Annotated in this window: 33 protein-coding genes, 1 tRNA gene and 1 pseudogene; 29 read left to right on the top strand and 6 right to left on the bottom strand. The window is 62.4% G+C overall.

What is annotated here, in order from left to right; translation table 11 throughout:
* Positions 1-167: 167 nt before the first annotated feature.
* A complete protein-coding gene (locus tag NJU76_RS03450; protein WP_254531397.1) occupies positions 168-446 on the top strand; it encodes an amphi-Trp domain-containing protein in 279 nt (92 codons plus the stop codon).
* Positions 447-467: 21 nt separating this feature from the next.
* Complete coding sequence (locus NJU76_RS03445) at positions 468-1,349, top strand: universal stress protein (protein WP_254531396.1); 882 nt, start codon at positions 468-470, stop codon at positions 1,347-1,349.
* A 236-nt stretch (positions 1,350-1,585) separates the two neighbouring features.
* Here the strand turns inward: NJU76_RS03445 and NJU76_RS03440 are convergent, their stop codons facing one another.
* Positions 1,586-2,899: a carboxylate--amine ligase gene (locus tag NJU76_RS03440; RefSeq protein ID WP_254531395.1), complete on the bottom strand. Its 1,314-nt coding sequence runs from the start codon at positions 2,897-2,899 to the stop codon at positions 1,586-1,588.
* Between the two features lie 228 nt (positions 2,900-3,127).
* Positions 3,128-3,198 (bottom strand) — tRNA-Gly (locus tag NJU76_RS03435).
* 383 nt (positions 3,199-3,581) lie between these two features.
* Here NJU76_RS03435 and NJU76_RS03430 point away from each other — a divergent pair.
* From NJU76_RS03430 to NJU76_RS03300, 27 genes and pseudogenes are all read left to right on the top strand, one after another.
* On the top strand, positions 3,582-4,457 hold the full coding sequence (locus NJU76_RS03430; protein ID WP_254531394.1) for an RNA methyltransferase: 876 nt from the start codon (positions 3,582-3,584) through the stop codon (positions 4,455-4,457).
* A gap of 4 nt (positions 4,458-4,461) precedes the next feature.
* Positions 4,462-5,481, top strand: coding sequence for a 50S ribosomal protein L3 (locus NJU76_RS03425; RefSeq protein WP_254531393.1), 1,020 nt, complete (start codon positions 4,462-4,464; stop codon positions 5,479-5,481).
* Between the two features lie 3 nt (positions 5,482-5,484).
* Positions 5,485-6,237, top strand: coding sequence for a 50S ribosomal protein L4 (gene rpl4p, locus NJU76_RS03420; protein WP_254531392.1), 753 nt, complete (start codon positions 5,485-5,487; stop codon positions 6,235-6,237).
* Complete coding sequence (locus NJU76_RS03415) at positions 6,234-6,488, top strand: 50S ribosomal protein L23 (RefSeq protein ID WP_254531391.1); 255 nt, start codon at positions 6,234-6,236, stop codon at positions 6,486-6,488. Before rpl4p ends, NJU76_RS03415 begins: the two co-directional genes overlap by 4 nt.
* Before the next feature lie 2 nt (positions 6,489-6,490).
* Positions 6,491-7,210 carry a 50S ribosomal protein L2 gene (locus tag NJU76_RS03410; RefSeq protein WP_254531390.1) on the top strand — a complete coding sequence of 240 codons (720 nt, stop codon included), beginning with the start codon at positions 6,491-6,493 and terminating at the stop codon, positions 7,208-7,210.
* Entirely contained in the window at positions 7,207-7,629 is a 423-nt protein-coding gene (locus NJU76_RS03405) for a 30S ribosomal protein S19 (protein ID WP_254531389.1), read from the top strand. The genes NJU76_RS03410 and NJU76_RS03405 overlap by 4 nt, the downstream gene beginning before the upstream one ends.
* A 7-nt stretch (positions 7,630-7,636) precedes the next feature.
* On the top strand, positions 7,637-8,119 hold the full coding sequence (locus tag NJU76_RS03400) for a 50S ribosomal protein L22 (RefSeq protein ID WP_254531388.1): 483 nt from the start codon (positions 7,637-7,639) through the stop codon (positions 8,117-8,119).
* Positions 8,119-9,060 (top strand): 30S ribosomal protein S3, encoded by a 942-nt coding sequence (locus tag NJU76_RS03395; RefSeq protein WP_254531387.1) that lies wholly within the window; start codon positions 8,119-8,121, stop codon positions 9,058-9,060. Before NJU76_RS03400 ends, NJU76_RS03395 begins: the two co-directional genes overlap by 1 nt.
* Positions 9,060-9,266, top strand: coding sequence for a 50S ribosomal protein L29 (rpmC, locus tag NJU76_RS03390; RefSeq protein ID WP_254531386.1), 207 nt, complete (start codon positions 9,060-9,062; stop codon positions 9,264-9,266). The genes NJU76_RS03395 and rpmC overlap by 1 nt, the downstream gene beginning before the upstream one ends.
* 114 nt (positions 9,267-9,380) lie before the next feature.
* Positions 9,381-9,785: a ribonuclease P protein component 1 gene (locus tag NJU76_RS03385; protein WP_254531385.1), complete on the top strand. Its 405-nt coding sequence runs from the start codon at positions 9,381-9,383 to the stop codon at positions 9,783-9,785.
* Positions 9,776-10,213: a 30S ribosomal protein S17 gene (locus NJU76_RS03380; RefSeq protein WP_254531384.1), complete on the top strand. Its 438-nt coding sequence runs from the start codon at positions 9,776-9,778 to the stop codon at positions 10,211-10,213. The genes NJU76_RS03385 and NJU76_RS03380 overlap by 10 nt, the downstream gene beginning before the upstream one ends.
* Complete coding sequence (locus NJU76_RS03375) at positions 10,213-10,611, top strand: 50S ribosomal protein L14 (protein ID WP_254524875.1); 399 nt, start codon at positions 10,213-10,215, stop codon at positions 10,609-10,611. Before NJU76_RS03380 ends, NJU76_RS03375 begins: the two co-directional genes overlap by 1 nt.
* Positions 10,612-10,613: 2 nt before the next feature.
* Positions 10,614-10,970, top strand: coding sequence for a 50S ribosomal protein L24 (rplX, locus tag NJU76_RS03370; RefSeq protein ID WP_254531383.1), 357 nt, complete (start codon positions 10,614-10,616; stop codon positions 10,968-10,970).
* A complete protein-coding gene (locus NJU76_RS03365) occupies positions 10,967-11,665 on the top strand; it encodes a 30S ribosomal protein S4e (RefSeq protein WP_254531382.1) in 699 nt (232 codons plus the stop codon). The genes rplX and NJU76_RS03365 overlap by 4 nt, the downstream gene beginning before the upstream one ends.
* Entirely contained in the window at positions 11,658-12,203 is a 546-nt protein-coding gene (locus tag NJU76_RS03360) for a 50S ribosomal protein L5 (protein WP_254531381.1), read from the top strand. Before NJU76_RS03365 ends, NJU76_RS03360 begins: the two co-directional genes overlap by 8 nt.
* The gene (locus NJU76_RS03355; RefSeq protein WP_254524871.1) at positions 12,196-12,384 is read left to right on the top strand and encodes a 30S ribosomal protein S14; all 189 of its coding nucleotides are present in this window, start codon (positions 12,196-12,198) and stop codon (positions 12,382-12,384) included. Before NJU76_RS03360 ends, NJU76_RS03355 begins: the two co-directional genes overlap by 8 nt.
* Position 12,385: 1 nt before the next feature.
* Positions 12,386-12,778, top strand: a complete 393-nt coding sequence (locus tag NJU76_RS03350) for a 30S ribosomal protein S8 (RefSeq protein ID WP_097378332.1) — start codon at positions 12,386-12,388, stop codon at positions 12,776-12,778.
* Positions 12,779-12,780: 2 nt separating this feature from the next.
* Positions 12,781-13,314 (top strand): 50S ribosomal protein L6, encoded by a 534-nt coding sequence (locus NJU76_RS03345; protein ID WP_254531380.1) that lies wholly within the window; start codon positions 12,781-12,783, stop codon positions 13,312-13,314.
* Positions 13,315-13,317: 3 nt separating this feature from the next.
* On the top strand, positions 13,318-14,055 hold the full coding sequence (locus tag NJU76_RS03340) for a 50S ribosomal protein L32e (protein ID WP_254531379.1): 738 nt from the start codon (positions 13,318-13,320) through the stop codon (positions 14,053-14,055).
* Positions 14,048-14,497 carry a 50S ribosomal protein L19e gene (locus NJU76_RS03335; protein ID WP_254531378.1) on the top strand — a complete coding sequence of 150 codons (450 nt, stop codon included), beginning with the start codon at positions 14,048-14,050 and terminating at the stop codon, positions 14,495-14,497. The genes NJU76_RS03340 and NJU76_RS03335 overlap by 8 nt, the downstream gene beginning before the upstream one ends.
* Entirely contained in the window at positions 14,497-15,045 is a 549-nt protein-coding gene (locus NJU76_RS03330; RefSeq protein ID WP_254531377.1) for a 50S ribosomal protein L18, read from the top strand. Before NJU76_RS03335 ends, NJU76_RS03330 begins: the two co-directional genes overlap by 1 nt.
* Positions 15,042-15,704, top strand: a complete 663-nt coding sequence (locus tag NJU76_RS03325) for a 30S ribosomal protein S5 (RefSeq protein ID WP_254531376.1) — start codon at positions 15,042-15,044, stop codon at positions 15,702-15,704. Before NJU76_RS03330 ends, NJU76_RS03325 begins: the two co-directional genes overlap by 4 nt.
* Positions 15,701-16,168: a 50S ribosomal protein L30 gene (locus NJU76_RS03320; RefSeq protein ID WP_254531375.1), complete on the top strand. Its 468-nt coding sequence runs from the start codon at positions 15,701-15,703 to the stop codon at positions 16,166-16,168. Before NJU76_RS03325 ends, NJU76_RS03320 begins: the two co-directional genes overlap by 4 nt.
* A 2-nt stretch (positions 16,169-16,170) precedes the next feature.
* Positions 16,171-16,677, top strand: coding sequence for an uL15m family ribosomal protein (locus NJU76_RS03315; protein ID WP_254531374.1), 507 nt, complete (start codon positions 16,171-16,173; stop codon positions 16,675-16,677).
* Between the two features lie 3 nt (positions 16,678-16,680).
* Positions 16,681-18,144, top strand: a complete 1,464-nt coding sequence (gene secY, locus NJU76_RS03310) for a preprotein translocase subunit SecY (RefSeq protein WP_254531373.1) — start codon at positions 16,681-16,683, stop codon at positions 18,142-18,144.
* Positions 18,145-18,647: 503 nt separating this feature from the next.
* A complete protein-coding gene (locus tag NJU76_RS03305; protein ID WP_254531372.1) occupies positions 18,648-19,361 on the top strand; it encodes a ferredoxin--NADP reductase in 714 nt (237 codons plus the stop codon).
* A gap of 207 nt (positions 19,362-19,568) precedes the next feature.
* Positions 19,569-19,711: pseudogene (locus NJU76_RS03300) on the top strand (IS6 family transposase); the annotation flags it as partial.
* A gap of 14 nt (positions 19,712-19,725) precedes the next feature.
* Here the strand turns inward: NJU76_RS03300 and NJU76_RS03295 are convergent.
* The 4 genes from NJU76_RS03295 to NJU76_RS03285 all read right to left on the bottom strand — a co-directional run bounded on the left by NJU76_RS03295 (position 19,726) and on the right by NJU76_RS03285 (position 22,476).
* Positions 19,726-20,295, bottom strand: a complete 570-nt coding sequence (locus tag NJU76_RS03295; protein ID WP_254531371.1) for a cupin domain-containing protein — start codon at positions 20,293-20,295, stop codon at positions 19,726-19,728.
* Positions 20,296-20,422: 127 nt separating this feature from the next.
* Entirely contained in the window at positions 20,423-20,584 is a 162-nt protein-coding gene (locus NJU76_RS27315; RefSeq protein ID WP_486642016.1) for a four-helix bundle copper-binding protein, read from the bottom strand.
* Between the two features lie 58 nt (positions 20,585-20,642).
* On the bottom strand, positions 20,643-21,605 hold the full coding sequence (gene cruF / locus NJU76_RS03290; protein WP_254531370.1) for a bisanhydrobacterioruberin hydratase: 963 nt from the start codon (positions 21,603-21,605) through the stop codon (positions 20,643-20,645).
* Entirely contained in the window at positions 21,598-22,476 is an 879-nt protein-coding gene (locus tag NJU76_RS03285) for a prenyltransferase (RefSeq protein WP_254531369.1), read from the bottom strand. Before NJU76_RS03285 ends, cruF begins: the two co-directional genes overlap by 8 nt.
* Between the last annotated feature and the right edge of the window lie 86 nt (positions 22,477-22,562).

Here is a 22,562-nt window from a genome sequence, read left to right as displayed (position 1 = left end):
CCGTACGACCTCGGCCGTGAAACAACACGGATCGACTCCCGGGCGTGGAACGGTACCGATCGACTGATGAAACCATGTCTCTCCCGCAACTAGTAATTCGAACCGGTAGTCAACACATTTGAGGAGTGCCCTCTCCGTTTATACCCGCTTTCAGTGTGCTGATTCATATGGGTGAACTCGAAACGGAGGCACAGCGGTCGCGATCGGGAATCGCCGACTCGTTCCGCGAACTGGCCGACCAACTCGAGGCCGACGGCGACGTAACGCTCGAACTCGAGGGAAAGACAGTGCGGCTGGACCCGGCGGAACCGATTACGTTCAAACTCGAGGGAGAATCGGACTGGTCCGAAGGGGACACGGCGGCGAAACAGAGCATCGAATTCGAACTCGTCTGGTGGCGGACGGCGGAAACTGCCGAGGAAGGGGCCCTCGACGTTCGGGAGTGATCCCGTTTGGAGAGCGACATCATGTTCACCAGTATCCTGTTTCCCACCGATGGCAGTCAGGGAGCGTCGATCGCGTTCGACCACGTCCTCGATATCGCCGCCACCCACGAGTCGACGGTTCACATCCTCAACGTGGCTAACACGAGGAAGGATGCCGTTCTTCGGATGCAAGGCGAGGTCGTCGACGTCCTCGAGCGGGAAGGCGAACACCACGTTCGCGACGGCGCCGACCGTGCACAAGAACGTGGGATTGACGTCGTCACGGCAGTTTACGAAGGGGACCCGTACAGCTCGATCATCGAGTACGCGGAGTCGAACGACGTCGATCTCGTTGCGATGCCGACACACGGACGGACGGGCCTCAAGCGCTTCATGCTCGGGAGCACGACGGAGCGCGTCGTCAGGAGGGCGACCGTCCCCGTGCTGACGATACGACCGGACAGCGACAGCAGTACGACGCATCCGTATCGGAACGTTCTGGTCCCGACCGACGGGAGCAATTGTGCGACGGCGGCGCTCGCGATCGGAACCGACGTCGCGACCGCCGAGGGTGCGGCGCTGCACCTCCTCTCCGTTATCGACACGAGGACTCTCGGGGTCGACGTCCGGACCGACATTCAGATCTCACTGCTGGAGGAAAGCGCGAACGAAATCCTCGAGGACGCCTCCGCGTACGCGACGAATGCCGGCGTCGAGTCGATCGCTGAGACCGTCGAATACGGAACCTCGATTCACCAGACGATCCGCTCGTACGTCGAAGACAACGACGTCGATCTCGTCGTCGTCGGCACGCACGGTCGAACGGGCTTCGATCGGTATCTCCTCGGAAGCGTCACCGAACACCTCGTTCGGACGTCGCCGATTCCCGTGCTGACGGTTCGGGACGAGTCGGCCTCGGAGTAGCGACCGTTCCGGTTTGCCGCTTGCAGTGTCTGGCTCGGACCAGGCGGCAGGCGTCCGCGAAAGGCGAGAGATTCCTCACTGCACGTCCGATCGGGGGCAAGGGGGTCGTCGGGAGCGGACAGAGACGAGCGCCACTCGAGACAGGTCAACTTACTGATGGCACTGTCCGTCGAAGCCGTTCGCTCGGTCCGTTCGCAGGGGTCGCAGGCGGTCCCGGTTCGGATTCCCCCGTGGGATCATGGCCGATCGCGATCGTACAACACCCCTGTTGAGGCGTCGGTCGGCATCTCCGACGCGACAGTGGACACATCAGGTGAGTCGGTCGGTCGTTCCCTGGGTGAATTGGACTCATCAAGAGCAGCCCCGAACAATTCGTGACACGTATTGAGGACATCGCGAGCGAAGGGGCCGGGATCGGTCACGCTTAGGTAATCAAAGTGTGGTTGGCGACGGATCGACGACGCGACGTCCCATACCGCGCCCGGCAGCGATGGCGGTTCGACCACCGGATTATCTTCTCGCAGAATACTGAGAATGTGTACCAGTTCCCCGCGCAAAAGATGTGTCGCGATCCCCGATTCGTAGTCCGACTGGGCGCGAACGGGCAAGTCACATGCAAGACACCAGTAGTAGTACGCGAAATCGACACCGGCCCGAATGGGACACTCCAACGACACCCAGAACCGCGGATTGATCTCGAGGAGCGTAAACTCGCCCGTCGCTTCGTTTCTGACGAACTGAACCGAGACGGGGCCGTGCCAGTCGAGTGCATCGAGCAACGTTCGTCCCACTGTCTCGAGGTCCGGAATCGACGTGGTCTGTCGTGCCACGCTCGTATTTCCAGCGTAGGAGTAGCCTCGAATCTGGTGTTTCTGGCAGGTCGCGACGACGTCGCCGCGATCGTAGAGCGCCCAGAGCGCGTATTCTGAACCCGGTACGTACTCCTGGACGATTGGAACGTGTCCCATCTCCGTGACCATTTCTTCGCGATTCGGTCTGTGGCCGGGTTGGAGAAACGATACCGAACCGGGGTGAACGACTTCAGTCGACGAAACGGAGTCGACGTACTCGTCCGTGAGGATCGCGTATCGAGGTTTCGCGATTTGTTCGTGACTCCAGTCCTCGACCTCGTCGAACGTCCACGTCTCCGGTACTGCGACCCCCGCTTCGCTGGCGGTTTTCATCAATTCCACTCTGTCGTATACCGTCCGCAGTGTCTCGACGGTCGGCCAGAGCGGAGTGATGTGCGTTGCGAACTCCGATCTGTACTTCGCGAGCGCCCACACGTCCTCCTCTCGGAGTGGGGTGATCGTCTGGACGGACGGCCGTTTTGCGAGCCCGAGAAGCGCGTCTTTGTATCCGAGGAAATCCGTCCCGGGATCCGGAACAACGAGCGTCTCGTCACAGTATTTCGAATGAAATTCCGGGGCGGTTTCGGTTTCAGAGACGGCGATCGTCCGTATCCCCCGAGAACCGAGCGACCGAATACACGCGGCGGAACTCGGAGCCACAGCTGGAACGACGACGCTTTTCCGATCCCTCGGTTTCATGTCCGAGTGGACATTATATTGGGCAATAAAGGCTCGGATATATATCCGACTGTTAATCTAATACCCTATTTTAGTCGACAAAAGTCCACTATTCTATGGGAATATTGCTGTCGTTTTACTCTCGGACTAGTACACGGGGCTCCTCGGATTCGGGGGTTTCGCACGGCGATTCGTCTACTTCGAATCTAGAGTACTACCCGTCGCTTACGAAGTAGTTCGCGACAAAAATGCGCTGGCTGGGATTTGAACCCAGGTTGTGACCATGGCAAGGTCACGTGATACCACTACACTACCAGCGCCCTGCTGCACTCATACCTACTCCCGGAGGGATGTATAAGGGTTGCGAATCAACCCCGTATCGACACGCTGGTGCATGGCGGTTCCGGAGAAATTCGACAGCCGACTCGGTCACGAACGCCGCAACACATTCCGAACGTATTCACCGATCGCGGCTGGCGGGTTCTGCTGGCGGTCACGAGTCAGTGTAGTCGGTCTGCAAGTCTGTCCGGCGAATCACAGTCTCAGTCATCGCCGACAGGTTACCGAACGCGAGTGTGTGTCTGTTCGGCACGAATTCACGAGTGTGAGGCGTTCACAGCCGGAATCGAATCCGCTATTCTTTTAAGACCCTCTCCGCAATAGATCGCTACAGTCTAGTGACGCGGCGCCGAAGCGTTTCGGCATGACCGTCAGCGTGCTCGTGCCGTCGTCGCTCACCCGAGAAGCCGAGGACAAACGCGAGGCGACTCGCAAACTCGGATACGTCGCCCGCGCGGCGACGATCTTTCGGGTCGATCGCCTGCTCGTCTATCCCGATCGGGACGGCGAAACAGGGCGATTCGACGGCGGGTTCGTAAACACCGTCTTGCGGTACGCCGCAACGCCGCCATACCTCCGCAACGAGGTGTGGGGAATGCGGGACGAACTGGAGTACGCGGGCGTCTTGCCGCCGCTCCGCGCGGCGACACAGACCGGCTCCGAATCGAACGGTTCGGGGTCGTTAAGACAAGGGATCGTGACCGAGGTCGGACCTGAAGGGCGCGTCCGGGTCAATTGCGGCTTGCAACACCCAATCTCCCTCAACGTACCGCCAGAAATGGCAGTCGAGGAGGGGGAGCGCGTGACCGTCAGGATCTCTTCGCGACGACCGGTCCGGGCGAAGCTCGAGGCTGTTCCCCTTCCGGGGCTCACAATCGAGCAGTCGGACCTACGGGCAGCACTCGGCCGTGAGGACGCCGGCGTCCGCATCGCGGCCTCCCGATTCGGTGAAGAACTCACCGTCGGGCGGCTCGAGACGCTGGCCGGTCGCATCGAGCGCGACGGGATGACCGTCGCGTTCGGTGCGCCCGAGAGAGGGCTGCCGGATATCCTCGGAATCGAGGCATCCGCTGTCGGCGCTGCACAGATGGCAGCCGACGACGGGGATGACGGAGTCGAACCCACTGCCGATCCGGGGTTCGACCTCTGGCTAAACACGGTTCCGGACCAGGGAAGCGAGGTCGTGCGGACGGAGGAGGCTCTGTTCGCCACCCTCGCTCCCCTCTCACTGAGAGAGTGATAGAATGCCACAACCAAATAGACCACGCAAAGGCTCACTCGGGTTCGGCCCACGGAAGCGCGCCTCCTCGGAGATACCGCGCTTCAATTCGTGGCCGGACGACGACGGACAGCCGACGCTGCAGGGCTTCGCGGGCTACAAGGCCGGCATGACCCACGTCGTGATGGTCGACGATCAAGCGAACTCGCCGACCGAGGGAATGGAGCAGACCGTTCCCGTCACGATCGTGGAGACGCCGCCGATGCGCGCCGTCGCACTGCGAGCGTACGAAGACACGCCGTACGGTATGAAGCCGATAACTGAGGTCTGGACCGACGAGTTCGTTCCCGAACTCGATCGCGTCCTCGACCTTCCCGGTGACGATTACGACGCCGACGCCGCCACGGACGAGCTCCGTGGCCTCCACGAGGAGGGCCGCGTCGACGACGTACGCGTCATCACCCATACGGTTCCCGGGGACGTTCCCTCGGTACCGAAGAAGAAACCCGACGTGATGGAGACGCGAGTCGGCGGCGGTTCCGTCGACGAACGCGTCGACTTCGCCCTCGAGACGCTCGAGGATGGCGGCGAGCACGTGATGAACGACGTGTTCCGCGCCGGCGAATACGTCGACGCGAGCGGCGTCACGAAGGGGAAAGGGACCCAGGGTCCGGTCAAGCGATGGGGCGTCCAGAAACGCAAGGGTAAACACGCCCGGCAGGGCTGGCGTCGCCGCATTGGAAACCTCGGCCCATGGAACCCGAGCCGCGTTCGCTCGACGGTCCCACAGCAGGGCCAGACCGGCTACCACCAGCGGACGGAACTGAACAAGCGCCTCGTCGATATCGGCGACGGCGCCGACGCGACGGTCGACGGCGGCTTCGTCAACTACGGCGAAGTCGACGGGCCGCACGCGCTGATCAAGGGCTCGCTCCCCGGGCCAGAAAAGCGCCTCGTGCGCTTCCGCCCGGCGATCCGACCCGGAGGCCAGCCGCGCCTCGACCCCGAGGTGCGCTACGTCTCCACCGCATCCAACCAGGGATAACATATGGACGCAACAGTACGCGACCTGGACGGCGACGACGCGGGCTCGGTCGAGCTCCCGGCGGTCTTCGACACGCAGTACCGCCCGGACCTGATCGGCCGCGCCGTCCGTGCTGCCCAGGCAAACCGAAAACAGGACTACGGCGCCGACGAATTCGCCGGCATGCGAACGCCGGCCGAATCGTTCGGGAGCGGTCGCGGGATGGCCCACGTGCCACGACAGGAGGGACGCGGTCGACGCGTTCCCCAGACGGTCAAGGGGCGCAAGGCCCACCCGCCGAAAGCCGAGAAGGACTGGACTGAATCGATCAATACGAAAGAGAAGAAATTGGCCGTCCGAAGCGCGATTGCCGCGACGAGCGACGCCGAACTCGTCGCCGAGCGGGGCCACGAGTTCGACGCCGACATCGAGATTCCGGTGGTCGTCGACGACGAATTCGAGGACCTAGAGAAAACGAGAGAAGTCGTCTCCTTCCTCGAGGCGGCAGGTCTCGCGGACGACGTCGAACGCGCTGACGAAGGCCGCAGCATCCGCTCGGGTCGCGGGAAGACCCGCGGTCGCAAGTACAAGCGGCCCACGTCGATCCTCTTCGTCACCTCGAGCGAGGCCGGCCCGTCGCGTGCGGCCCGGAACCTCGCCGGTGCAGACGTAACGACTGCCGCGGAGGTTAACGCGGAGGATCTCGCACCTGGCGCACAGCCCGGACGGCTGACCGTCTGGACCGAGAGCGCACTCGAGGAGGTGGCCGACCGATGAGTTCGGTCATCGAACACCCCCTCGTGACCGAGAAGGCGATGAACGACATGGACTTCGAGAACAAGCTCCAGTTCGTCGTCAATCCGGACGCGACCAAGCCGGAGATCCGCGACGAGGTCGAGGAACGATTCGAGATCTCGGTACAGAACATCAACACGCAGGTAACGATGAACGGGAAGAAGAAAGCGGTCGTCCGCCTCTCAGAGGACGACGATGCACAGGAAGTCGCTTCGCGAATCGGGGTGTTCTGAGCATGGGACGTCGCATTCAAGGACAACGGCGCGGCCGCGGAAGTTCCACCTTCCGCGCCCCGTCGCACCGGTACAAGGCGAAGCTCGACCACAAGAAAGAAGCAGACGATGTCGTGGCCGGAACGGTCGTGGACATCGAACACGACCCGGCTCGATCCGCACCGGTCGCCGCCGTCGAATTCGAAGACGGCGATCAGCGGCTGATCCTCGCGCCCGAAGGCGTCACCGTCGGCGATGAGCTGCAAGTCGGCGTGAGCGCGGAGATCAAGCCCGGCAATACGCTCCCGCTCGCGGAGATTCCCGAAGGTGTCCCGGTCTGTAACATCGAGGCGAACCCGGGCGACGGCGGCCGGTTCGCCCGCGCTTCGGGAACCAACGCCGACCTGATTACGCACGACCGCAACGCTGCGGTCGTCCAGCTTCCGAGCGGCGAGGTCAAGCGCCTCGATCCGCAATGTCGCGCCACTATCGGCGTCGTCGCCGGTGGCGGCCGCACGGAGAAGCCGCTGGTCAAGGCAGGCAACAAGTACCACAAGATGAAAGCTCGGGGCACGAAGTGGCCCCGCGTCCGCGGTGTCGCGATGAACGCCGTCGATCACCCGTTCGGTGGCGGCGGCCGCCAGCACCCCGGCAAACCCAAGTCTGTCTCGCGGGACGCCCCGCCGGGACGGAAGGTCGGTGACATCTCGTCCCGACGCACCGGCCGAGGTGGAAACAAATGAGTCAGGAGTACCGAACCGGCCGTGAAGGTGAGTTCACCTACCGCGGCCACACGCTCGAGGAGTTGCAGGAGATGGAGCTCGACGACGTCGTGGAACTGCTACCCGCTCGACAGCGGCGAAGTATCGAACGCGGCCTCTCCGTCGAGAAAGAGAAGCTTCTCGAGGAGGCCCGCGAGGCGGACGAGGAAGAGACGGCGAACGCGCCGCTGCGAACGCACCTGCGGGACATGCCGATCCTGCCGGAGTTCGTCGGGTTGACCTTCGAGGTCTACAACGGACAATCGTTCGAACGCGTACGCGTCGAACCGGAGATGATCGGCCACTATCTCGGCGAGTTCCAGCTGACCCGGACCTCCGTCGAGCACGGGCAGGCCGGTATCGGCGCGACCCGATCCTCGAAATTCGTCCCACTGAAGTGATCCACGCATGGGAATCAACTACTCAGTCGACGCGGACCCGGACGCAACGGCGAAAGCGATGCTCCGGGAGCGTCATATGAGCCACAAGCACAGCAAGGAGGTCGCTCGCGAGATCAAGGGCCGAACCGTCGGCGATGCCCGGGCGTACCTTCGTGACGTCATCGACGAGACGCAGTCGGTGCCGTTCAAGTCCCACAACAGTGGCGCCGGTCACCGATCCGACGTCGACGGCTGGGACGCCGGCAAGTACCCCGAAAAGGTCTCGGGCGAGTTCCTCGACCTCCTCGAGAACGTCGAGGCCAACGCGGACCACCAGGGATTCGACGGCGAATCGATGGAAATCGTCCACGTCGCGGCCCACAAAGTCGGTGAGTCCGTCGGCCGCAAACCCCGTGCGATGGGGCGTGCGTCGTCGTGGAACACACCGCAGGTCGACGTCGAAATCGTGGTCGAAGAACGGAGCGAAACCGACGAGGAGGACGATAGCTGATGGCTGACGAACACCAATTCATCGAGAACGGCCTGCAGCGGTCCCAGATCGACGAGTTCTTCCAGGAAGAACTCGGCCGTGCGGGCTACGGTGGTATGGACGTCGCCAAGACGCCGATGGGAACGCAGATCGTCCTCAAGGCCGAAAAGCCCGGGATGGTCATCGGTAAAGGCGGCGAGAACATCCGGAAGGTCACGGCGGCCCTGGAGGAGAAATTCAACCTCGAGGACCCCCAGATCGACGTCCAGGAGGTCGACGAACCCGATCTCAACGCACGGATCGTCGCGGACCGACTGGCCAACGCACTAGAGCGCGGCTGGTACTTCCGGAAGGCCGGTCATACCACGATCGACCGGATCATGGAAGCCGGCGCGCTCGGAGCGGAGATCGTTCTCTCGGGGAAGGTCACGGGCGCGCGATCCCGCGTCGAAAAGTTCAACCGCGGCTACATCAAGCACAACGGCGAGCCCGCGGAAGAGGTCGTCGATCACGGCCAGGGCGTCGCGGTCATGAAACTCGGCACGATCGGTGTCGACGTCAAGATCATCCCGCCGGGAGCCGAGTTGCCCGACGACTTCCAGATCACCGAGGATCTGGATCCGGAAGAGCTCGTCCCGGAGGCCGTCGAGGCCAACGAGGCCGAGGGCGTCGAAGAGCTTCTCGAGGGCGAACCCGAGGCGGCCGAGGCCGCCTCGGGTGGTGCCGAGGCCGCGGCCGACGAGGCCGTCGAGACCACCGAGGAGGACATCGAAGAGGTCATCGAGGAGGAAGTCGGGACCGACACCGGCGAGGAATTCGACGAAGTCGAAGTCCCCGGCGAAGACGAGGACGTCGAGGAGGAACTCGACGAACTCGAGGAAGACGTCGAGGCGGAAGCCGAAGAGCTCGTGGCGGAGATGGAAGAAGCCGACGAGGACGCGGACGAGGGAGGTGACGCCTGATGGCGATCCTCCACGTCGAAGAGATCCGCGACATGACGCCCGCCGAACGGCAGGAAGAACTCGAGGAACTCGAGACGGAACTGCTGAACCAGAAGTCCGTCCTCGCCGCGGGTGGAGCCCCGGAGAATCCGGGCCGAATCGGCGAACTGGGTCGCACCATCGCGCGAATCAAGACGATTCAGCGTGAAGAGGACGATCTCGAATGAGATCCTGTATCCGAACGGGCACAGCCCGTGCGGAAGGCAATCTCGAAGGCGAGATGTCGGAGACGTCTCGAAACGAAGGTGGCGAAACCGCCCGAGACGAAGAATAACGCAACAATGGCACTGACACCCGAAACCTTGCCGCGACACGAACTCAATGGACTGCCCGTCCGTATCGTCGAGAGTGACGACTCCTCGCGAGTTGGCCTCGAGGGGAGAGTCGTCATCGAGACGACGAAGACGCTTTCCATAGAGATTCGAGAGAGCGACGAGTCTCGGGTCGTCATGGTGCCGAAGTCGGGCTCGACGTTCGAGTTCGCGATCACAGATGAAGCCGCCGACTCCGCCAAGGGGTCGGGGACTGCGTCAAAACTGGCCGACACTCAACCTGGGGGTTCCGAGCGATCGGAAGCCACGGAACGCGCTGGCGAGGACGTAGCCTACGTTACGGTCGATGGATCGCGACTGCTCTCACGACCCGCCCGACGCACGGAAACAAGTGGTGATTCACCATGGCAATAGGACTAGACGTTGAAACCCCTCCGGAACCCGAAAATCCGGAGGAATACGACTACGAGACGTGTCCGTTTTACGGCGAACTCTCCGTTCGAGGCCAGGTCCTCGAGGGGTCCGTCGTGTCGACGGACATGGACAAGACCGTAGTCGTCGAGCGAGAGTACGACGTGACGGTTCCGAAATACGACCGTCAGATGAAACGTCGTTCGCGCATCCCGGCACACGTACCGGGCGTGCTCGAGCCGCTCTCGGTCGGTGATACGGTCAAGATCGCAGAGACCCGACCACTGTCGAAGACGAAATCGCATGTGGTCGTCGAAGTAACCGAAGAAGCGACTGCGGCTGACATCGCCGAGCTGACGAGCCAGGCCGAGCCTGAGCCGGAGCTCTCGGACGAGGACTTCGCCGCAACCGAAGACGAGGGTGAAGAGTGATGGAGGCGCTGAAAGCCGACGTCACGCAGGGCCTCAAGAAGGGGTCGCTGGTCACGTGTGCCGACAACACCGGTGCGCGTGAGCTGAAAATCATCAGCGTCGCGGGCTACCACGGTACCAAAAACCGCCAGCCGAAGGCAGGAATCGGTGACAAAGTGACCGTCTCGGTCACCAAAGGGACCCCCGAGATGCGTCGCCAGGTGCTCGAGGCCGTCGTCGTCCGTCAGCGGAAATCGATCCGCCGGCCGGACGGGACGCGACTGAAGTTCGAGGACAACGCAGCGGTCATCATCGACGAGAACGAAGAGCCCCGCGGCACGGAGATCAAGGGGCCGATCGCCCGCGAAGTCGCAGAGCGCTTCGGAGCAATCGCCAGCACGGCGACGATGATCGTATAGATATGAGCAAGCAACCACACAAACAGCGAACGCAGACGGAGCGCGCCCCGCTTCACGAGCGTCAGAAACAGCTGCACGCGACGCTGTCCGACGAGCTCCGCGAGGAGTACGACACTCGACGCACCCGCGTCAACGCGGGCGACACGGTCGAGGTCCTGCGCGGCGACCACGCCGGCACGGAAGGCGAGGTCCTGCGTGCGATTCTCGAGGACGGGACGGTCCATGTCGAAGACGTCACCGTTGAGACGGCCGACGGCGAGGAGGTGCCGCGGCCGCTCGACCCGTCGAACGTTCGAATCACGGAACTCGATCTCGAGGACGAGCGTCGCGAGGCGCGTCTCGAAGGTGATAGCGAATGACGAAACACCAGAAACGACTGTCAGTACCGAAGTCCTGGCCGGTCGAACGGAAGACCGAAACCTTCACGGTCAAGGCCGACGCCGGCCCGCACGGCGAAGACGGCGTGCCGCTCGTCGTCCTCTTGCGGGACGTCCTCGGCTACGTGGACTCCCGAAAGGAAGCGCGATACGCCCTGTCTGAGGATGCGATCCTCATCAACGGGAACGCGATCAACGACGAACAGCGCCCGATCGGTATGTTCGATATCGTCGCGTTCCCGGGTCGGAACGAGTACTACCGCGTCTTCCCCGACGAAGGCGGTCGGCTCGCGCTGACCGAGATCGACGAGGACGCCGCAGAGAGCCGCCTCGGCAAGATCGAGGGGAAACAGCAGGTGCCGGGTGGCGACACGCAGCTGACGCTGCACGACGGAACGACCGTCATCACCGACGACGACTACAACGCGAAGGACTCGATCGTCATCGACACCGACGACAAGTCGGTCGTTGCTCACTTCCCCTACGAAGAAGGCGCACTCGTCACGGCCGTTCGTGGTAACCACGGCGGGAAGATCGGCGAGATCGACGCGATCGACGTCACGCCTGGTAGTGGCTCGAACACCGTCGGCGTCTCGACTGACGATGGCAGCTTCGAAACCGTCGAAGAGTACGTCGTGGTCATCGACGAGAACTTCGTGGGTGATGACGATGAGTAGCGAAGCCGATTCAGACGGTCAGTTCCACGAAATGCGTGAACCGCGCGTCGAGAAAGTCGTCGTCCACATGGGCGTCGGCCAGGGTGGCCGCGAACTCGGCAAGGCCGAGGACATCATCGAGGAGATCACGGCACAACAGAGTGTCCGGACCGAAGCCAAGCGAACCGAACCCGACTTCGGCATCCGCCAGGGCGACCCGATCGGCACGAAGGTGACTCTCCGTGGCGACGACGCTCACGAGTTCCTCGAGACGGCGCTGCCGCTTTCGTTGATCTCGACGGCGCAGTTCGACGATACGGGGAACTTCAGCTTCGGTGTCGAGGAACACACCGATTTCCCCAGCCAGGAGTACGATCCGAACGTCGGGATCTACGGGCTGGACGTCACCGTCAACCTGGTACGTCCAGGCTACCGCATCGCCAAGCGCGACAAGGCCACCCGATCGATCCCGTCGAACCACCGACTGACCCCCGAGGACGCCATCGCGTTCCTCGAGGCAAACTTCGACGTCAGCGTGGAGGGCGCAGACGATGAGTGAGAGCGAAACAGAACCAGAAAACGACCGCACGGGCGAGCACGCGGCGAAGCGAACGGGACAGATCGAGTCCTGCCAGCGCTGTGGCCGCGAGCAGGGGCTTGTTGGCAAATACGACATCAACCTCTGCCGGCAGTGCTTCCGCGAAATCGCCCGCGACATGGGATTCAAGAAGTATCGATAACATGACCGGAAACGATCCACTCAGTAACGCGCTCTCGGGCCTCGATAACGCCGAGAGCGTGGGTCATCTCACCCACGAGGTAACGCCCGCCTCGAACGAGATCGGCAGCGTACTCGAGGTCTTCTACGACCGCGGGTACATCGACGGCTTCGAGTACGTCGACGACGGAAAAGCCGGTCAGTTCGAGGTCGAATTGAAAGGAGCGATCAACGAGTGCGGCCCCATCAAGCCCCGCTACGCCGTCGGCTCCGAGGACTTCGAGAAGTGGGAGAAACGGTATCTCCCCGCTCGAGACTTCGGTGCCCTCGTCGTCACGACGAGCAGTGGCATCATGAGCCACTACGAAGCGCGCGAACAGGGTATCGGGGGTCAGGTGATCGCGTACGTCTACTAACAATGCGAGTCGAATTGGAAATACCCGAAGACGTAACCGTCGAGGTCGATCGGTTCGACGTGACCGTCGAGGGACCAGAAGGCAGCGTTTCGCGTCGCCTCTGGTACCCCGACGTGACCGTCGAAGCCGACGACGATCAGGTGGTCATCGAAAGCGAGTCCGAGGACGCGAAGACGAACGCGACCGTCGGAACGTTCGAGAGCCACATTCAGAACGCTACCCACGGCGTGACCGAGGGCTGGGAGTACGAGATGGAAGTCTTCTACTCTCACTTCCCGATGCAGGTCCGCGTGGAGGGCGACGAGGTCGTCATCGAGAACTTCCTCGGCGAAAAAGCAGCGCGACGAACGACTATCCACGGTGAGACCGATGTTACCGTCGACGACGAGCAACTCGTCCTGTCCGGTCCCGACAAGGAACACGTCGGACAGACGGCGGCCGACATTGAGCAGCTGACGAAGGTCAGCGGCAAGGACACCCGCATCTTCCAGGACGGGGTCTACATCACCAACAAACCCGCCAAAGGAGGTGTCTGATAGATGGCAGACGAGCAATCGAACGACGAGAGGGCTGCGGACGAACCGCAGGAACTCGAGGAAATCAGCGGTGTCGGCGAGAGCAAGGCCGAGGCGCTCCGCGAGGCCGGATTCGAGTCCATCGAAGACGTCAAGGAAGCCGATCAGTCCGACCTGGCCGATGCCGAAGGCATCGGGAACGCGCTCGCAGCGCGTATCAAGGCCGACGTCGGCGACCTCGAGGTCACAGAGACGACCGAAGCCGAAATCGAAGAAGAGGGTGTCGAGGAAGAAGCACCCGCCGAAGAAGTGGAAACGGAACTGCGGCCCCGCGGGCTGACCGAGAAGACGCCCGACCTCTCCGAGAACGAGCAACGGCTGCTCACCCGTCGGCAGAGCGAGGGCAAACCGCAGTTTAATCGGCAGGACTACCACAAGAAAAAACGGACGCCGGAATCCTGGCGCCGACCACGCGGCGGCCTCTCGAAGCAGCGCCGTGGCGTCAAAGGAAAAGGCCCGACGGTTCAGGCCGGCTACCGCACACCGGAGTCCGTCCGAGGGAAACACCCCAGCGGCTTCGAGGAAGTCTACGTCGAGAACGTAGCCGACCTCGAGGGCGTCGACGGCTCCCGCGAGGCGGTTCGGATCGCCTCCGCGGTCGGCGCGCGCAAGCGCGAACGAATCGAAGAGGAAGCCGAGGACCAGGGCGTCCGCGTCCTGAACCCGACCTACGAAGAAGTCGAGGTGGAATCACATGACTGATCTCTCCGCACAGAAGCGACTGGCCGCCGACATCCTGGATGTCGGCAAGAATCGCGTCTGGCTCGACCCCGACGCGCAGGCCGACATCGCTGAAGCGATCACGCGAGACGAGATCCGTGAACTCGTCGACGAGGGTCGCATTCGGGCCGACGATGCGAAGGGTAATTCCCGGGGCCGTGCACGCGAGCGCAATGCGAAGCGGGCCTACGGCCACCAGAACGGTCAGGGTAAGCGCCGCGGCAAGAAAGGCGCACGCCAGAACGAGAAAGACGAGTGGCAGAACAAGATCCGCGCACAGCGCCGGAAGCTGCGCGAACTCCGCGACAAGGGCGAGTTGACGCCCACGCAGTACCGCCAGCTCTACAAAAAGGCTGGTGGCGGGGAGTTCCGGAGCGTCCGGTACCTGTTGAACTACATCGACGATAACTACGGTGACCAATAATGGCGACAGGACCACGATACAAAGTGCCGATGCGCCGTCGCCGTGAGGTCCGGACGGACTACCATCAGAGGTTGCGCCTGCTGAAATCGGGCAAGCCCCGCCTCGTTGCTCGCAAGAGCAACAAGCACACTACGGCGCAGCTGATCACTCCCGGGCCTCAGGGAGACGAGACGCTTGCGAGTGCACACTCGAACGATCTCGAAGAGTACGGCTGGGACGCCCCCACAAGCAACATCTCCGCGGCTTACCTGACCGGCCTGCTGGCTGGTACGCGGGCGATCGACGCCGGTCTCGAGGAAGCGGTTCTCGACATCGGCCTCAACAAAGCCACGCCCGGAAACAAGGTGTTTGCGGTGCAGGAAGGGGCGATCGACGCCGGCCTCGAGATCCCGCACAACGATAGCGTGCTCGCGGACTGGTCGCGCACGCGCGGCGAACACGTCGCCGAGTATGCCGAACAGCTCGACGAGCCGCTGTACAGCGGTGACTTCGACGCAACAGAACTGCCAGAACACTTCGACGAGGTACGAGAGGCGATTCTCGAATGAGCGCAAACGACTACAACGACGACGGCTGGCAGCCCGTCACCCGTCTCGGCCGGCAGGTCCAGGAGGGCGAGATCGACGACATGGAGACCGCCCTGAATTCGGGCCTCCCGCTGAAGGAACCCGAACTCGTCGACCAGCTCCTGCCGGGGCTGGAAGACGAAGTGCTGGACATCAACATGGTCCAGCGGATGACCGACTCCGGACGACGCGTGAAGTTCCGCTGCGTCGTCGCCGTCGGCAACCGCGACGGATTCGTCGGCTACGCCGAAGGGCGAGACGATCAGGTCGGGTCTGCCATCCAGAAGGCGATCGGTATCGCGAAGCTGAACATGATTCAGGTGCCCCGCGGTTCGGGCTCCTGGGAGGACCGCTCGGACCGGCCTCACTCGCTGACCCGACGGACGACTGGCAAAGCTGGCTCCGTCGAAGTCGAAGTCATCCCGGCCCCCGAAGGGCTCGGGCTGGCTGCGAGCGACACCGTCCGCGCCGTCCTCGAACTGGCCGGCATCGAAAACGCCTGGACCAAGAGCCACGGCAACACTCGAACGACAGTTAACCTCGCGAAAGCGACGTTCAACGCGCTCGAGAACGCCTCTCAGTCGCGCATGCCGCGACGGAACCAGGGCGGTCGAGAGGAACCCGAGGTGGCAGATCAATGAAGGCCATCGTCCAGGTTCGTGGCGAAGTCAATCGACAGGAAGACGTCGAAGACACCCTGTCGATGCTCAACGTCCACAGCGTCAACCACTGCACGCTCGTCCCCGAAACCGACGCCTACGAGGGGATGATAGCGAAGGTCAACGACTACGTCGCCCACGGCGAGCCGAGCGCGGACGTCCTCGAGACGCTCCTCGCAAAGCGCGCAGAGCCCCTCGAGGGCAAGCAGTCCGACGTCGACGAGGAGTGGCTGGCGGCGAACACCGAGTACGACGACTTCGGCGAACTGGCCGACGCGCTGATCGACGAGGAGACGACGCTTCGTGACGAGGGACTGTCACCGACGCTTCGGCTGCACCCGCCGCGGGGCGGTCACAATGGTATCAAAAAGCCAACCATCGAGGGTGGCCAACTTGGAAAACATACAACAGGGGAGATGAACGACCTCCTAGAATCGATGCGATAACCATGACGAGTAAAAAACGACGCCAGCGCGGATCACGAACCCACAGCGGCGGCTCTCACAAGAACCGACGCGGTGCGGGTCACCGCGGTGGCCGCGGCCGCGCCGGACGCAGCAAACACGAGTTCCACAACTACGAACCGAAAGGAAAACACGGCTTCAAGCGACCGCACGACATCCGCAAGGAAGTCGCAGAGATCGACGTCCAGAAACTCGACGAGGACGCGATCCTCTACGTCGAAGACGATCTCGCAGCGGAGACCGACGACGGCTACGAACTCGACGCTCGAGACATCGTCGAGGACGGCCACGAGGCCGACGTCGTCAAGGTGCTCGGGTCGGGCCAGGTCCGCAACCAGCTTTCGGTCACCGCGGACGCCTTCTCCGAGGCGGCACGCGAGAAACTCGAGGACGCCGGCGGTGAGGCGGTCCTCTCGGAGCGTGCACAGGAGGCTGCTGAAGCGGAATCGGACGCTGAGGCCGACGCCGAAGCCGAACAGGACGAGGAATAACATATGGGATGGAAGGAAGCCGCTGAACCGGTCCTAACGCGGATGCCAGCAGTGCGCCGTCCGGAGGGACACGTTCCCTTCAAGCGAAAGCTGATGTGGACGGCCGGTATCCTCGTGTTGTACTTCTTCCTGACGAACGTCACGCTGCTCGGATATCAGACCGGCGGGTCGGGCGATCTTTTCGGCCAGTTCCGTGCGATTTTGGCCGGATCACAGGGATCGGTGTTGCAGGTCGGTATCGGGCCGATCGTCACCGCGAGCATCGTCCTCCAGTTACTTGGTGGGGCGAACCTGCTCGGCCTCGACACGGACGATCCGCGGGATCAGGTGCTCTACCAGGGTCTCCAGAAAGTACTCGTCGTCTTGATGGTGATCCTGACCGGGCTGCCGATGGTGTTCGCCGGCGGCTTCCTGCCAGCCCAACCGTCACTCCAGCTCGGCGGGCTCACGCTCGATCAGACGCAGGTCCAGATGCTGATGTTCGCTCAGATCTTCGTCGGCGGAGTCCTCATCCTCTACATGGACGAGGTCGTCAGCAAGTGGGGCGTCGGAAGCGGGATCGGCCTGTTCATCATCGCCGGGGTGAGCCAGCGACTCGTCACCGGATTCGTCCAGCCTGCTGCGGGCGGATTCTTCTTCGACTGGTACCGGATCCTGACTGGCAAGGTCGAGGTCGGCTCGATCGTCTCCGGCGAAGGGTTGCAGACGCTGTTGCTCAACGACGGACACATCATCGCCCTGGTAACGACGCTGCTGATCTTCGGGATCGTCGTCTACGCCGAATCGGTTCGCGTCGAAATTCCGCTGAGCCACGCTCGAGTCAAGGGCGCGCGCGGTCGCTTCCCCGTGAAGCTGATCTACGCGAGCGTCCTGCCGATGATCCTCGTTCGCGCTGTGCAAGCGAACGTCCAGTTCCTGGGTCAGATTCTGAACCGCCAGCTGGCGAACATGCCGGCCTGGCTCGGCACGTACTCACAACAGGGACAGCCGACGGGCGGATTCTTCTACTACGTCGCGCCGATCTACTCACCGCAGGACTGGATGTGGTGGACGGCGAACGTCTCACAGGACGCGTGGCAGGTCCTGATCCGAATCGGCATCGACGTCACCTTCATGGTCGTCGGCGGTGCGGTCTTCGCTATCTTCTGGGTCGAGACGACGGACATGGGTCCGGAATCGACGGCGCAGCAGATTCAGAACTCCGGGATGCAGATTCCCGGCTTCCGACAGAACATCGGTGTCATCGAGAAGGTCATGGAGCGGTACATCCCGCAGGTGACCGTCGTCGGTGGTGCACTGGTCGGTCTGCTGGCCGTCTGGGCGAACATGCTCGGCACCATCGGCTCCGTCTCCGGCACGGGACTGCTGCTGGCCGTCTCCATCACGTACAAGCTGTACGAGGAGATTGCAGAAGAGCAACTCATGGAGATGCACCCGATGATGCGCCAGATGTTCGGTAACGAGTAACGAATATCTGCGGCCTTCTGCGTTATTTCCGGCTTGTTAGATACATCTGTTGCAGTCTGGTAATCGTATGCTCTCTGTTCTGGGTGAACAGACCGAGAGAATCACGATCAGTATTGTCCGACCTGCCACTTTCGTAGGCCACTGCGGCCATGTCGCAGGATCACGGCCGTCCGTTTCGACTCGAGCCCTCGACGCAGCTACCCGCTCCCCGTGTATATCGCAATCGTCGCCCACGACCTCTAGTCCGCAGTGGGGGCGGGCCCGCGGTGGGCGGCGACGTCGGCCCCGCGATTACGGCACTGACGGAGGCCGCGTATGGCGCCGCCGAAGAGTGACGCACGGTCGACGTGCGGTCGATGATCGAGGGTGCCCGGGCCGGCCTGCGAACTGACGACGGCCGGCTGCACACAGACCGTTCACAGGCGCCATCGTTCTCCTAGTCGTGACAGTCGTCGGTCACAGCAATGACCGTTTTCTGTCCGGTCAGCGTAGCATTCGACTCGATGACGCGGACCGCCACAATCGTCGACACGTACCACCTCGCGCCGCGAGTGAGGGGGTTCCGCCTCCGTGTTCCCGGCGCGGAACTCGAGTTCGACCCAGGACAACACACCACAGTCCAGTTCGAGGCCGATGGCAAGGAGGTCGTCCGCCCTTACAGCCCGACGACCCTCCCCGGCACCGACGAGTTCGCGCTGGCGATCAAGCGGTACGACGACGGGCTCGCGTCCTCGTATATGCACACCCGACCGCCGGGCGACGACATCGAAATCGGCGAGTTCGAGGGGAACCTCTCCCTCGAGGATCCGGACCGTGATATCGCCCTGCTCGCGAGCGGAACCGGGCTGACGCCGTTGCTGTCGATCCTCAGGCAGTATGCACGGGTCGGGACTGGCGACGCGCACCTCGTCTTCGGCGAGCGGACGGCCGACTCGATCTTCCACCGGAGCACGCTCGACGAGTTGGCCGCGATGCACGACGATGTCGAGGTGACCTACACTCTCTCTGACCCCGAGTGGGACTGGCTCGACCGGGCCGGCTACGTCCAGGATCATCTCGAGGACCTCTTCGACGAGTTCGACACGAGGGATTTCTACGTCTGTGGCGTCCCGGGGATGGTCGTCGAGACGAAAGACGAACTCCGCGATCTCGGCGCGCCGGAGGAGCGGATCCACAGTGAGGGGTGGGAGGACGACGCAGTCACCGAAGAGTCGTGAAGATGTCGCTCGTCGTCCGAATACGATCGCCTTTTCGCCGAGTCTCACCGGAATTTGGACAGCGTTCGTTACCCCCACCTTGAGCGACTACTGCCGATCGGCCCCCATTCGCGTTCGAACGTCGGCATCAACTATCTGAAACTCGGGCGCTCCACATCGACAGCCGTCTTTCCGCCCGAGTATCTCAATCGAGCTATGGAATGCCAACGGATTGACCGCTTTCATTCGTTCTTGCAGGGAGTCCAGCCAGCGCTCGCCGCTGGCTACGACGGTTCAGACACCATTCCAACCACGATCGACCGAATCAAGCGCTCGATGGCCGAACACTAGCCGAGGAGGACCTCAACTAGATAGTGCCGTGCATTCAGTCTTGAAGCGGGGGCTGATCGAATGTAGTTTCACAATTCTGGCAGACAACTACTGTTTGGGTCTCCTCTCCTAGCGTTACCCGAAGATCGTCGTGCCCGCAATTTAGACAATTCTGAGGGATGTATTCAACACTACAATCTGGACATATGAACGTCAGTTCATCACCAGAATCCAAGCGCAGCGTTTCATGATTGCAGTCGGGACAGGGTACTGGAATTCGGATATCGCCAGTTTCACGAGGCGCACCGAGGGCTAACACGATCAGGTCGCTGTCTGATGTATTTTCGCCGGACTGGAACTCGCCGGGACCGAATCTAATCGCTTCGAATTCATCGACGGTAACCTCCCCACCCATCGTTTCGAACGTTGCCGTCCCGTCAAGCACCACAAAGACCTCCTCTTGATCCATGTGGGAATGGAGCCCGCCGGGAAGACCATCACCGGGAGCAAGCTGATAGTGATTGAGTGAAATGTCAGTCGTGCCGAGGTGTTCGGTGAGTCTGCGGCGTGTACTCTCTTCGCCAACTGTGAATGACGCTACCTCGGAGATAGCGACTTTGTCCATGTGAGTTAGTATCGAACTTGACTCGTACATATATACATTGCATCGATAGCACACGGAACGCACGTATTGCGTTTGCTGAACTCATCCTCTTTATCGTTCACTGTTATTTCAATATATCTGCGTTTCACTACGCTGGAACGTATGAAAACGTACGCGAATCACCAGCAGCGCAATCCTGCAGTTTCTCGGCACAGACCTGACAGTGCTCGTGGTCGAACCGATCACACTCTTCACAGCGTTCGCTACAGGTTCCGGCGGGATCGCTGCTGTAGCCGGAATGACGGGCCATCTACTGCGTATGATCGTCGTCAGGTTAACGACATCTCGACAGCGGCAAATGCAGTGAGTTAGTTCCGGCCGAGTGGGAATGCGGATCCGATCATCTCGAGATCGTAACGGTCGGTCCGCAAGAGGCCGAGACAGAACAGCCCCGCGACGAGCGCAGCCAGCCAGTTCCCGTACAGGACGTTGATCGATCCCCAGAGCAGGACGAAACTCACCAGATCGTCCAGTGCGAATTCGCAGGTTCGGATGCGCTCGAGTAGTGTCGCGCGATCGAACGCGAGATCGACGAGGATGATCGCGACGACGCCAGAGAGGAGCCACCCACGGTAGTTCGAGGCCGGCACGCCGTAGTAACTGCCCGGCGGGGTGTACGTCCAGAATCCGATCGCGACGGCCCCTGGATCGAGAACCAGGTCGACCGCGAGGACGGCACCGATCGCCCCGAGGAGACGGACGAGGGTGCGGTCGGCGTGTCGACCGAGGACGAGAAGGGTGAGCAGATAGGCGTTTAGCACCAGCGGCACGAAAAACAGCGGGAGCGCGAGCGGCACCTCGCCGCCAAGCATCGGTCCAAGTTCCACGCCGTACTGGAACGCGCCGTACGGCCAGTTCGTCCGCACGCCCACCAGTTCGATCGCGTAGGTGTATCCCGTCAAAACGACAAGCGGACCGATCGCTCGTCGGTCGATCTGTGGCAGGAGCGCCACGACTAACGGCGAACGCATCACGAGGGTGCCGAACAGGAGCAACACCGGATTGTACGAAAGCAACGGCGGGAGCAGTCCCTCGGCGCTCGCGAGCAGCGACACCGCGCCAACGACTGGAAACACCACCGCGATCGTGACGCGATTCTCGCGGACGAGTTCCTCGAGCCGATCCTGGAGTACGACTCGCGTTGCTTCGGAATCCGCGCTGAAAGAAAGGACGGATCGGCTCCTCGAGTCGATAGACTGTTGCGGATTCGAACGGCCGTCAGCGTCCGGGTTCGAATTCGACGTCGACTCGTTCGCTTCCCCGCTATCCATACAGGATCCTCCAGAGTCCGCCCATCGTCAGGAGCGCACCGACGACGGTGTTGATCGCGGGGAACCACCAGTAGGCGCGATCGACGGCGACGTTCGCGGTGGCAATCGCGACGACGAGCATCGGATACACGAATACGAGCGCGCCGAGTCGAACGTCGAGCAGGCCGAAGGCGGCCGCGCTGGCGAGCCAGCACGCGCCGCAGTAGGCGTAGGTCCGACGCTCGCCGAGCACCGTCGCAGTCGTTCGAATCCCCGCCGCCCGGTCGGGTTCGATGTCCGGGATCGCCGAGAAGGTGTGCATTCCCATGGCCCACAGCCAGCCGCCGGCGATCGCGAGGGTCGGTGGCTGCACTCCGGCGACGGCCGCGTAGGCTGCAATCCCCGGTGCGACGTAGAGGCCGTTCGAAATCGAGTCGAGGAAGGGCGTCGTCTTGAACCGCACCGGAGGAGCACTATAGGCTCCACCGAGGACGAGAAACACGACGAGCCAGGGTACCGCCGCAGTGGCGATCAGCGGTGCGAATAGTAGCGGGAGGGCCGCACAGAGCCCCACGGCAGCGGGAACGAATCGCTGACCGCGATAGCGGGCCTCGCGTACTTCCTTCTTCGGGTTCGCCGCATCGATCTCTCGATCGTAGACGTCGTTGATCCCGTAGAGGAAGACGTTCGCCGGCACGAGGAAGTAGCCGAACAGGGCAACCGTCGACGGCGTAACCAACTCCCCGACCGAATCGGCGGCGAACGCGACACCGACCAGGACGGGACCCGCAAGATACAGCCAGAACCGCGGCCGTGAGAGCGTCACCAGGTACGACAACTGTTCGCCGACCGTGGGATCCGTCGCGGCTGTCGAACTCGATCGCTCCGTCATCGATGCCGCCTCGAGTATCCAGTACAGTCGGTTTGGTCGGCCATGGCGGTCCGGCTGACCGTTCTGTTACGTTGAATCATCACGTT

It is taken from the genome of Natrinema gelatinilyticum, from assembly GCF_024266705.1.
Lineage (GTDB): Archaea > Halobacteriota > Halobacteria > Halobacteriales > Natrialbaceae > Natrinema > Natrinema gelatinilyticum.
This window is presented reverse-complemented; position numbering and strand designations above follow the sequence as displayed.

What these genes read in the sequence shown, in the direction of transcription:
- NJU76_RS03415 (WP_254531391.1), top strand. Translation starts at nt 6,234, where the DNA reads ATGAGTTCGGTCATCGAACACCCCCTCGTGACCGAGAAGGCGATGAAC.
- NJU76_RS03305 (WP_254531372.1), top strand. Translation starts at nt 18,648, where the DNA reads ATGACGCGGACCGCCACAATCGTCGACACGTACCACCTCGCGCCGCGA.
- NJU76_RS03375 (WP_254524875.1), top strand. Translation starts at nt 10,213, where the DNA reads ATGGAGGCGCTGAAAGCCGACGTCACGCAGGGCCTCAAGAAGGGGTCG.
- NJU76_RS03355 (WP_254524871.1), top strand. Translation starts at nt 12,196, where the DNA reads ATGAGTGAGAGCGAAACAGAACCAGAAAACGACCGCACGGGCGAGCAC.
- NJU76_RS03360 (WP_254531381.1), top strand. Translation starts at nt 11,658, where the DNA reads ATGAGTAGCGAAGCCGATTCAGACGGTCAGTTCCACGAAATGCGTGAA.
- NJU76_RS03380 (WP_254531384.1), top strand. Translation starts at nt 9,776, where the DNA reads ATGGCAATAGGACTAGACGTTGAAACCCCTCCGGAACCCGAAAATCCG.
- NJU76_RS03425 (WP_254531393.1), top strand. Translation starts at nt 4,462, where the DNA reads ATGCCACAACCAAATAGACCACGCAAAGGCTCACTCGGGTTCGGCCCA.
- NJU76_RS03320 (WP_254531375.1), top strand. Translation starts at nt 15,701, where the DNA reads ATGAAGGCCATCGTCCAGGTTCGTGGCGAAGTCAATCGACAGGAAGAC.
- NJU76_RS27315 (WP_486642016.1), bottom strand. Translation starts at nt 20,584, where the DNA reads ATGGCCCGTCATTCCGGCTACAGCAGCGATCCCGCCGGAACCTGTAGC.
- NJU76_RS03325 (WP_254531376.1), top strand. Translation starts at nt 15,042, where the DNA reads ATGAGCGCAAACGACTACAACGACGACGGCTGGCAGCCCGTCACCCGT.
- NJU76_RS03295 (WP_254531371.1), bottom strand. Translation starts at nt 20,295, where the DNA reads ATGGACAAAGTCGCTATCTCCGAGGTAGCGTCATTCACAGTTGGCGAA.
- NJU76_RS03405 (WP_254531389.1), top strand. Translation starts at nt 7,207, where the DNA reads ATGAGTCAGGAGTACCGAACCGGCCGTGAAGGTGAGTTCACCTACCGC.
- cruF (WP_254531370.1), bottom strand. Translation starts at nt 21,605, where the DNA reads ATGGATAGCGGGGAAGCGAACGAGTCGACGTCGAATTCGAACCCGGAC.
- NJU76_RS03335 (WP_254531378.1), top strand. Translation starts at nt 14,048, where the DNA reads ATGACTGATCTCTCCGCACAGAAGCGACTGGCCGCCGACATCCTGGAT.
- secY (WP_254531373.1), top strand. Translation starts at nt 16,681, where the DNA reads ATGGGATGGAAGGAAGCCGCTGAACCGGTCCTAACGCGGATGCCAGCA.
- NJU76_RS03330 (WP_254531377.1), top strand. Translation starts at nt 14,497, where the DNA reads ATGGCGACAGGACCACGATACAAAGTGCCGATGCGCCGTCGCCGTGAG.
- NJU76_RS03450 (WP_254531397.1), top strand. Translation starts at nt 168, where the DNA reads ATGGGTGAACTCGAAACGGAGGCACAGCGGTCGCGATCGGGAATCGCC.
- NJU76_RS03410 (WP_254531390.1), top strand. Translation starts at nt 6,491, where the DNA reads ATGGGACGTCGCATTCAAGGACAACGGCGCGGCCGCGGAAGTTCCACC.
- NJU76_RS03345 (WP_254531380.1), top strand. Translation starts at nt 12,781, where the DNA reads ATGCGAGTCGAATTGGAAATACCCGAAGACGTAACCGTCGAGGTCGAT.
- rpl4p (WP_254531392.1), top strand. Translation starts at nt 5,485, where the DNA reads ATGGACGCAACAGTACGCGACCTGGACGGCGACGACGCGGGCTCGGTC.
- NJU76_RS03400 (WP_254531388.1), top strand. Translation starts at nt 7,637, where the DNA reads ATGGGAATCAACTACTCAGTCGACGCGGACCCGGACGCAACGGCGAAA.
- NJU76_RS03430 (WP_254531394.1), top strand. Translation starts at nt 3,582, where the DNA reads ATGACCGTCAGCGTGCTCGTGCCGTCGTCGCTCACCCGAGAAGCCGAG.
- NJU76_RS03365 (WP_254531382.1), top strand. Translation starts at nt 10,967, where the DNA reads ATGACGAAACACCAGAAACGACTGTCAGTACCGAAGTCCTGGCCGGTC.
- NJU76_RS03395 (WP_254531387.1), top strand. Translation starts at nt 8,119, where the DNA reads ATGGCTGACGAACACCAATTCATCGAGAACGGCCTGCAGCGGTCCCAG.
- NJU76_RS03385 (WP_254531385.1), top strand. Translation starts at nt 9,381, where the DNA reads ATGGCACTGACACCCGAAACCTTGCCGCGACACGAACTCAATGGACTG.
- rpmC (WP_254531386.1), top strand. Translation starts at nt 9,060, where the DNA reads ATGGCGATCCTCCACGTCGAAGAGATCCGCGACATGACGCCCGCCGAA.
- NJU76_RS03445 (WP_254531396.1), top strand. Translation starts at nt 468, where the DNA reads ATGTTCACCAGTATCCTGTTTCCCACCGATGGCAGTCAGGGAGCGTCG.
- NJU76_RS03340 (WP_254531379.1), top strand. Translation starts at nt 13,318, where the DNA reads ATGGCAGACGAGCAATCGAACGACGAGAGGGCTGCGGACGAACCGCAG.
- NJU76_RS03440 (WP_254531395.1), bottom strand. Translation starts at nt 2,899, where the DNA reads ATGAAACCGAGGGATCGGAAAAGCGTCGTCGTTCCAGCTGTGGCTCCG.
- NJU76_RS03315 (WP_254531374.1), top strand. Translation starts at nt 16,171, where the DNA reads ATGACGAGTAAAAAACGACGCCAGCGCGGATCACGAACCCACAGCGGC.
- NJU76_RS03350 (WP_097378332.1), top strand. Translation starts at nt 12,386, where the DNA reads ATGACCGGAAACGATCCACTCAGTAACGCGCTCTCGGGCCTCGATAAC.
- NJU76_RS03285 (WP_254531369.1), bottom strand. Translation starts at nt 22,476, where the DNA reads ATGACGGAGCGATCGAGTTCGACAGCCGCGACGGATCCCACGGTCGGC.
- rplX (WP_254531383.1), top strand. Translation starts at nt 10,614, where the DNA reads ATGAGCAAGCAACCACACAAACAGCGAACGCAGACGGAGCGCGCCCCG.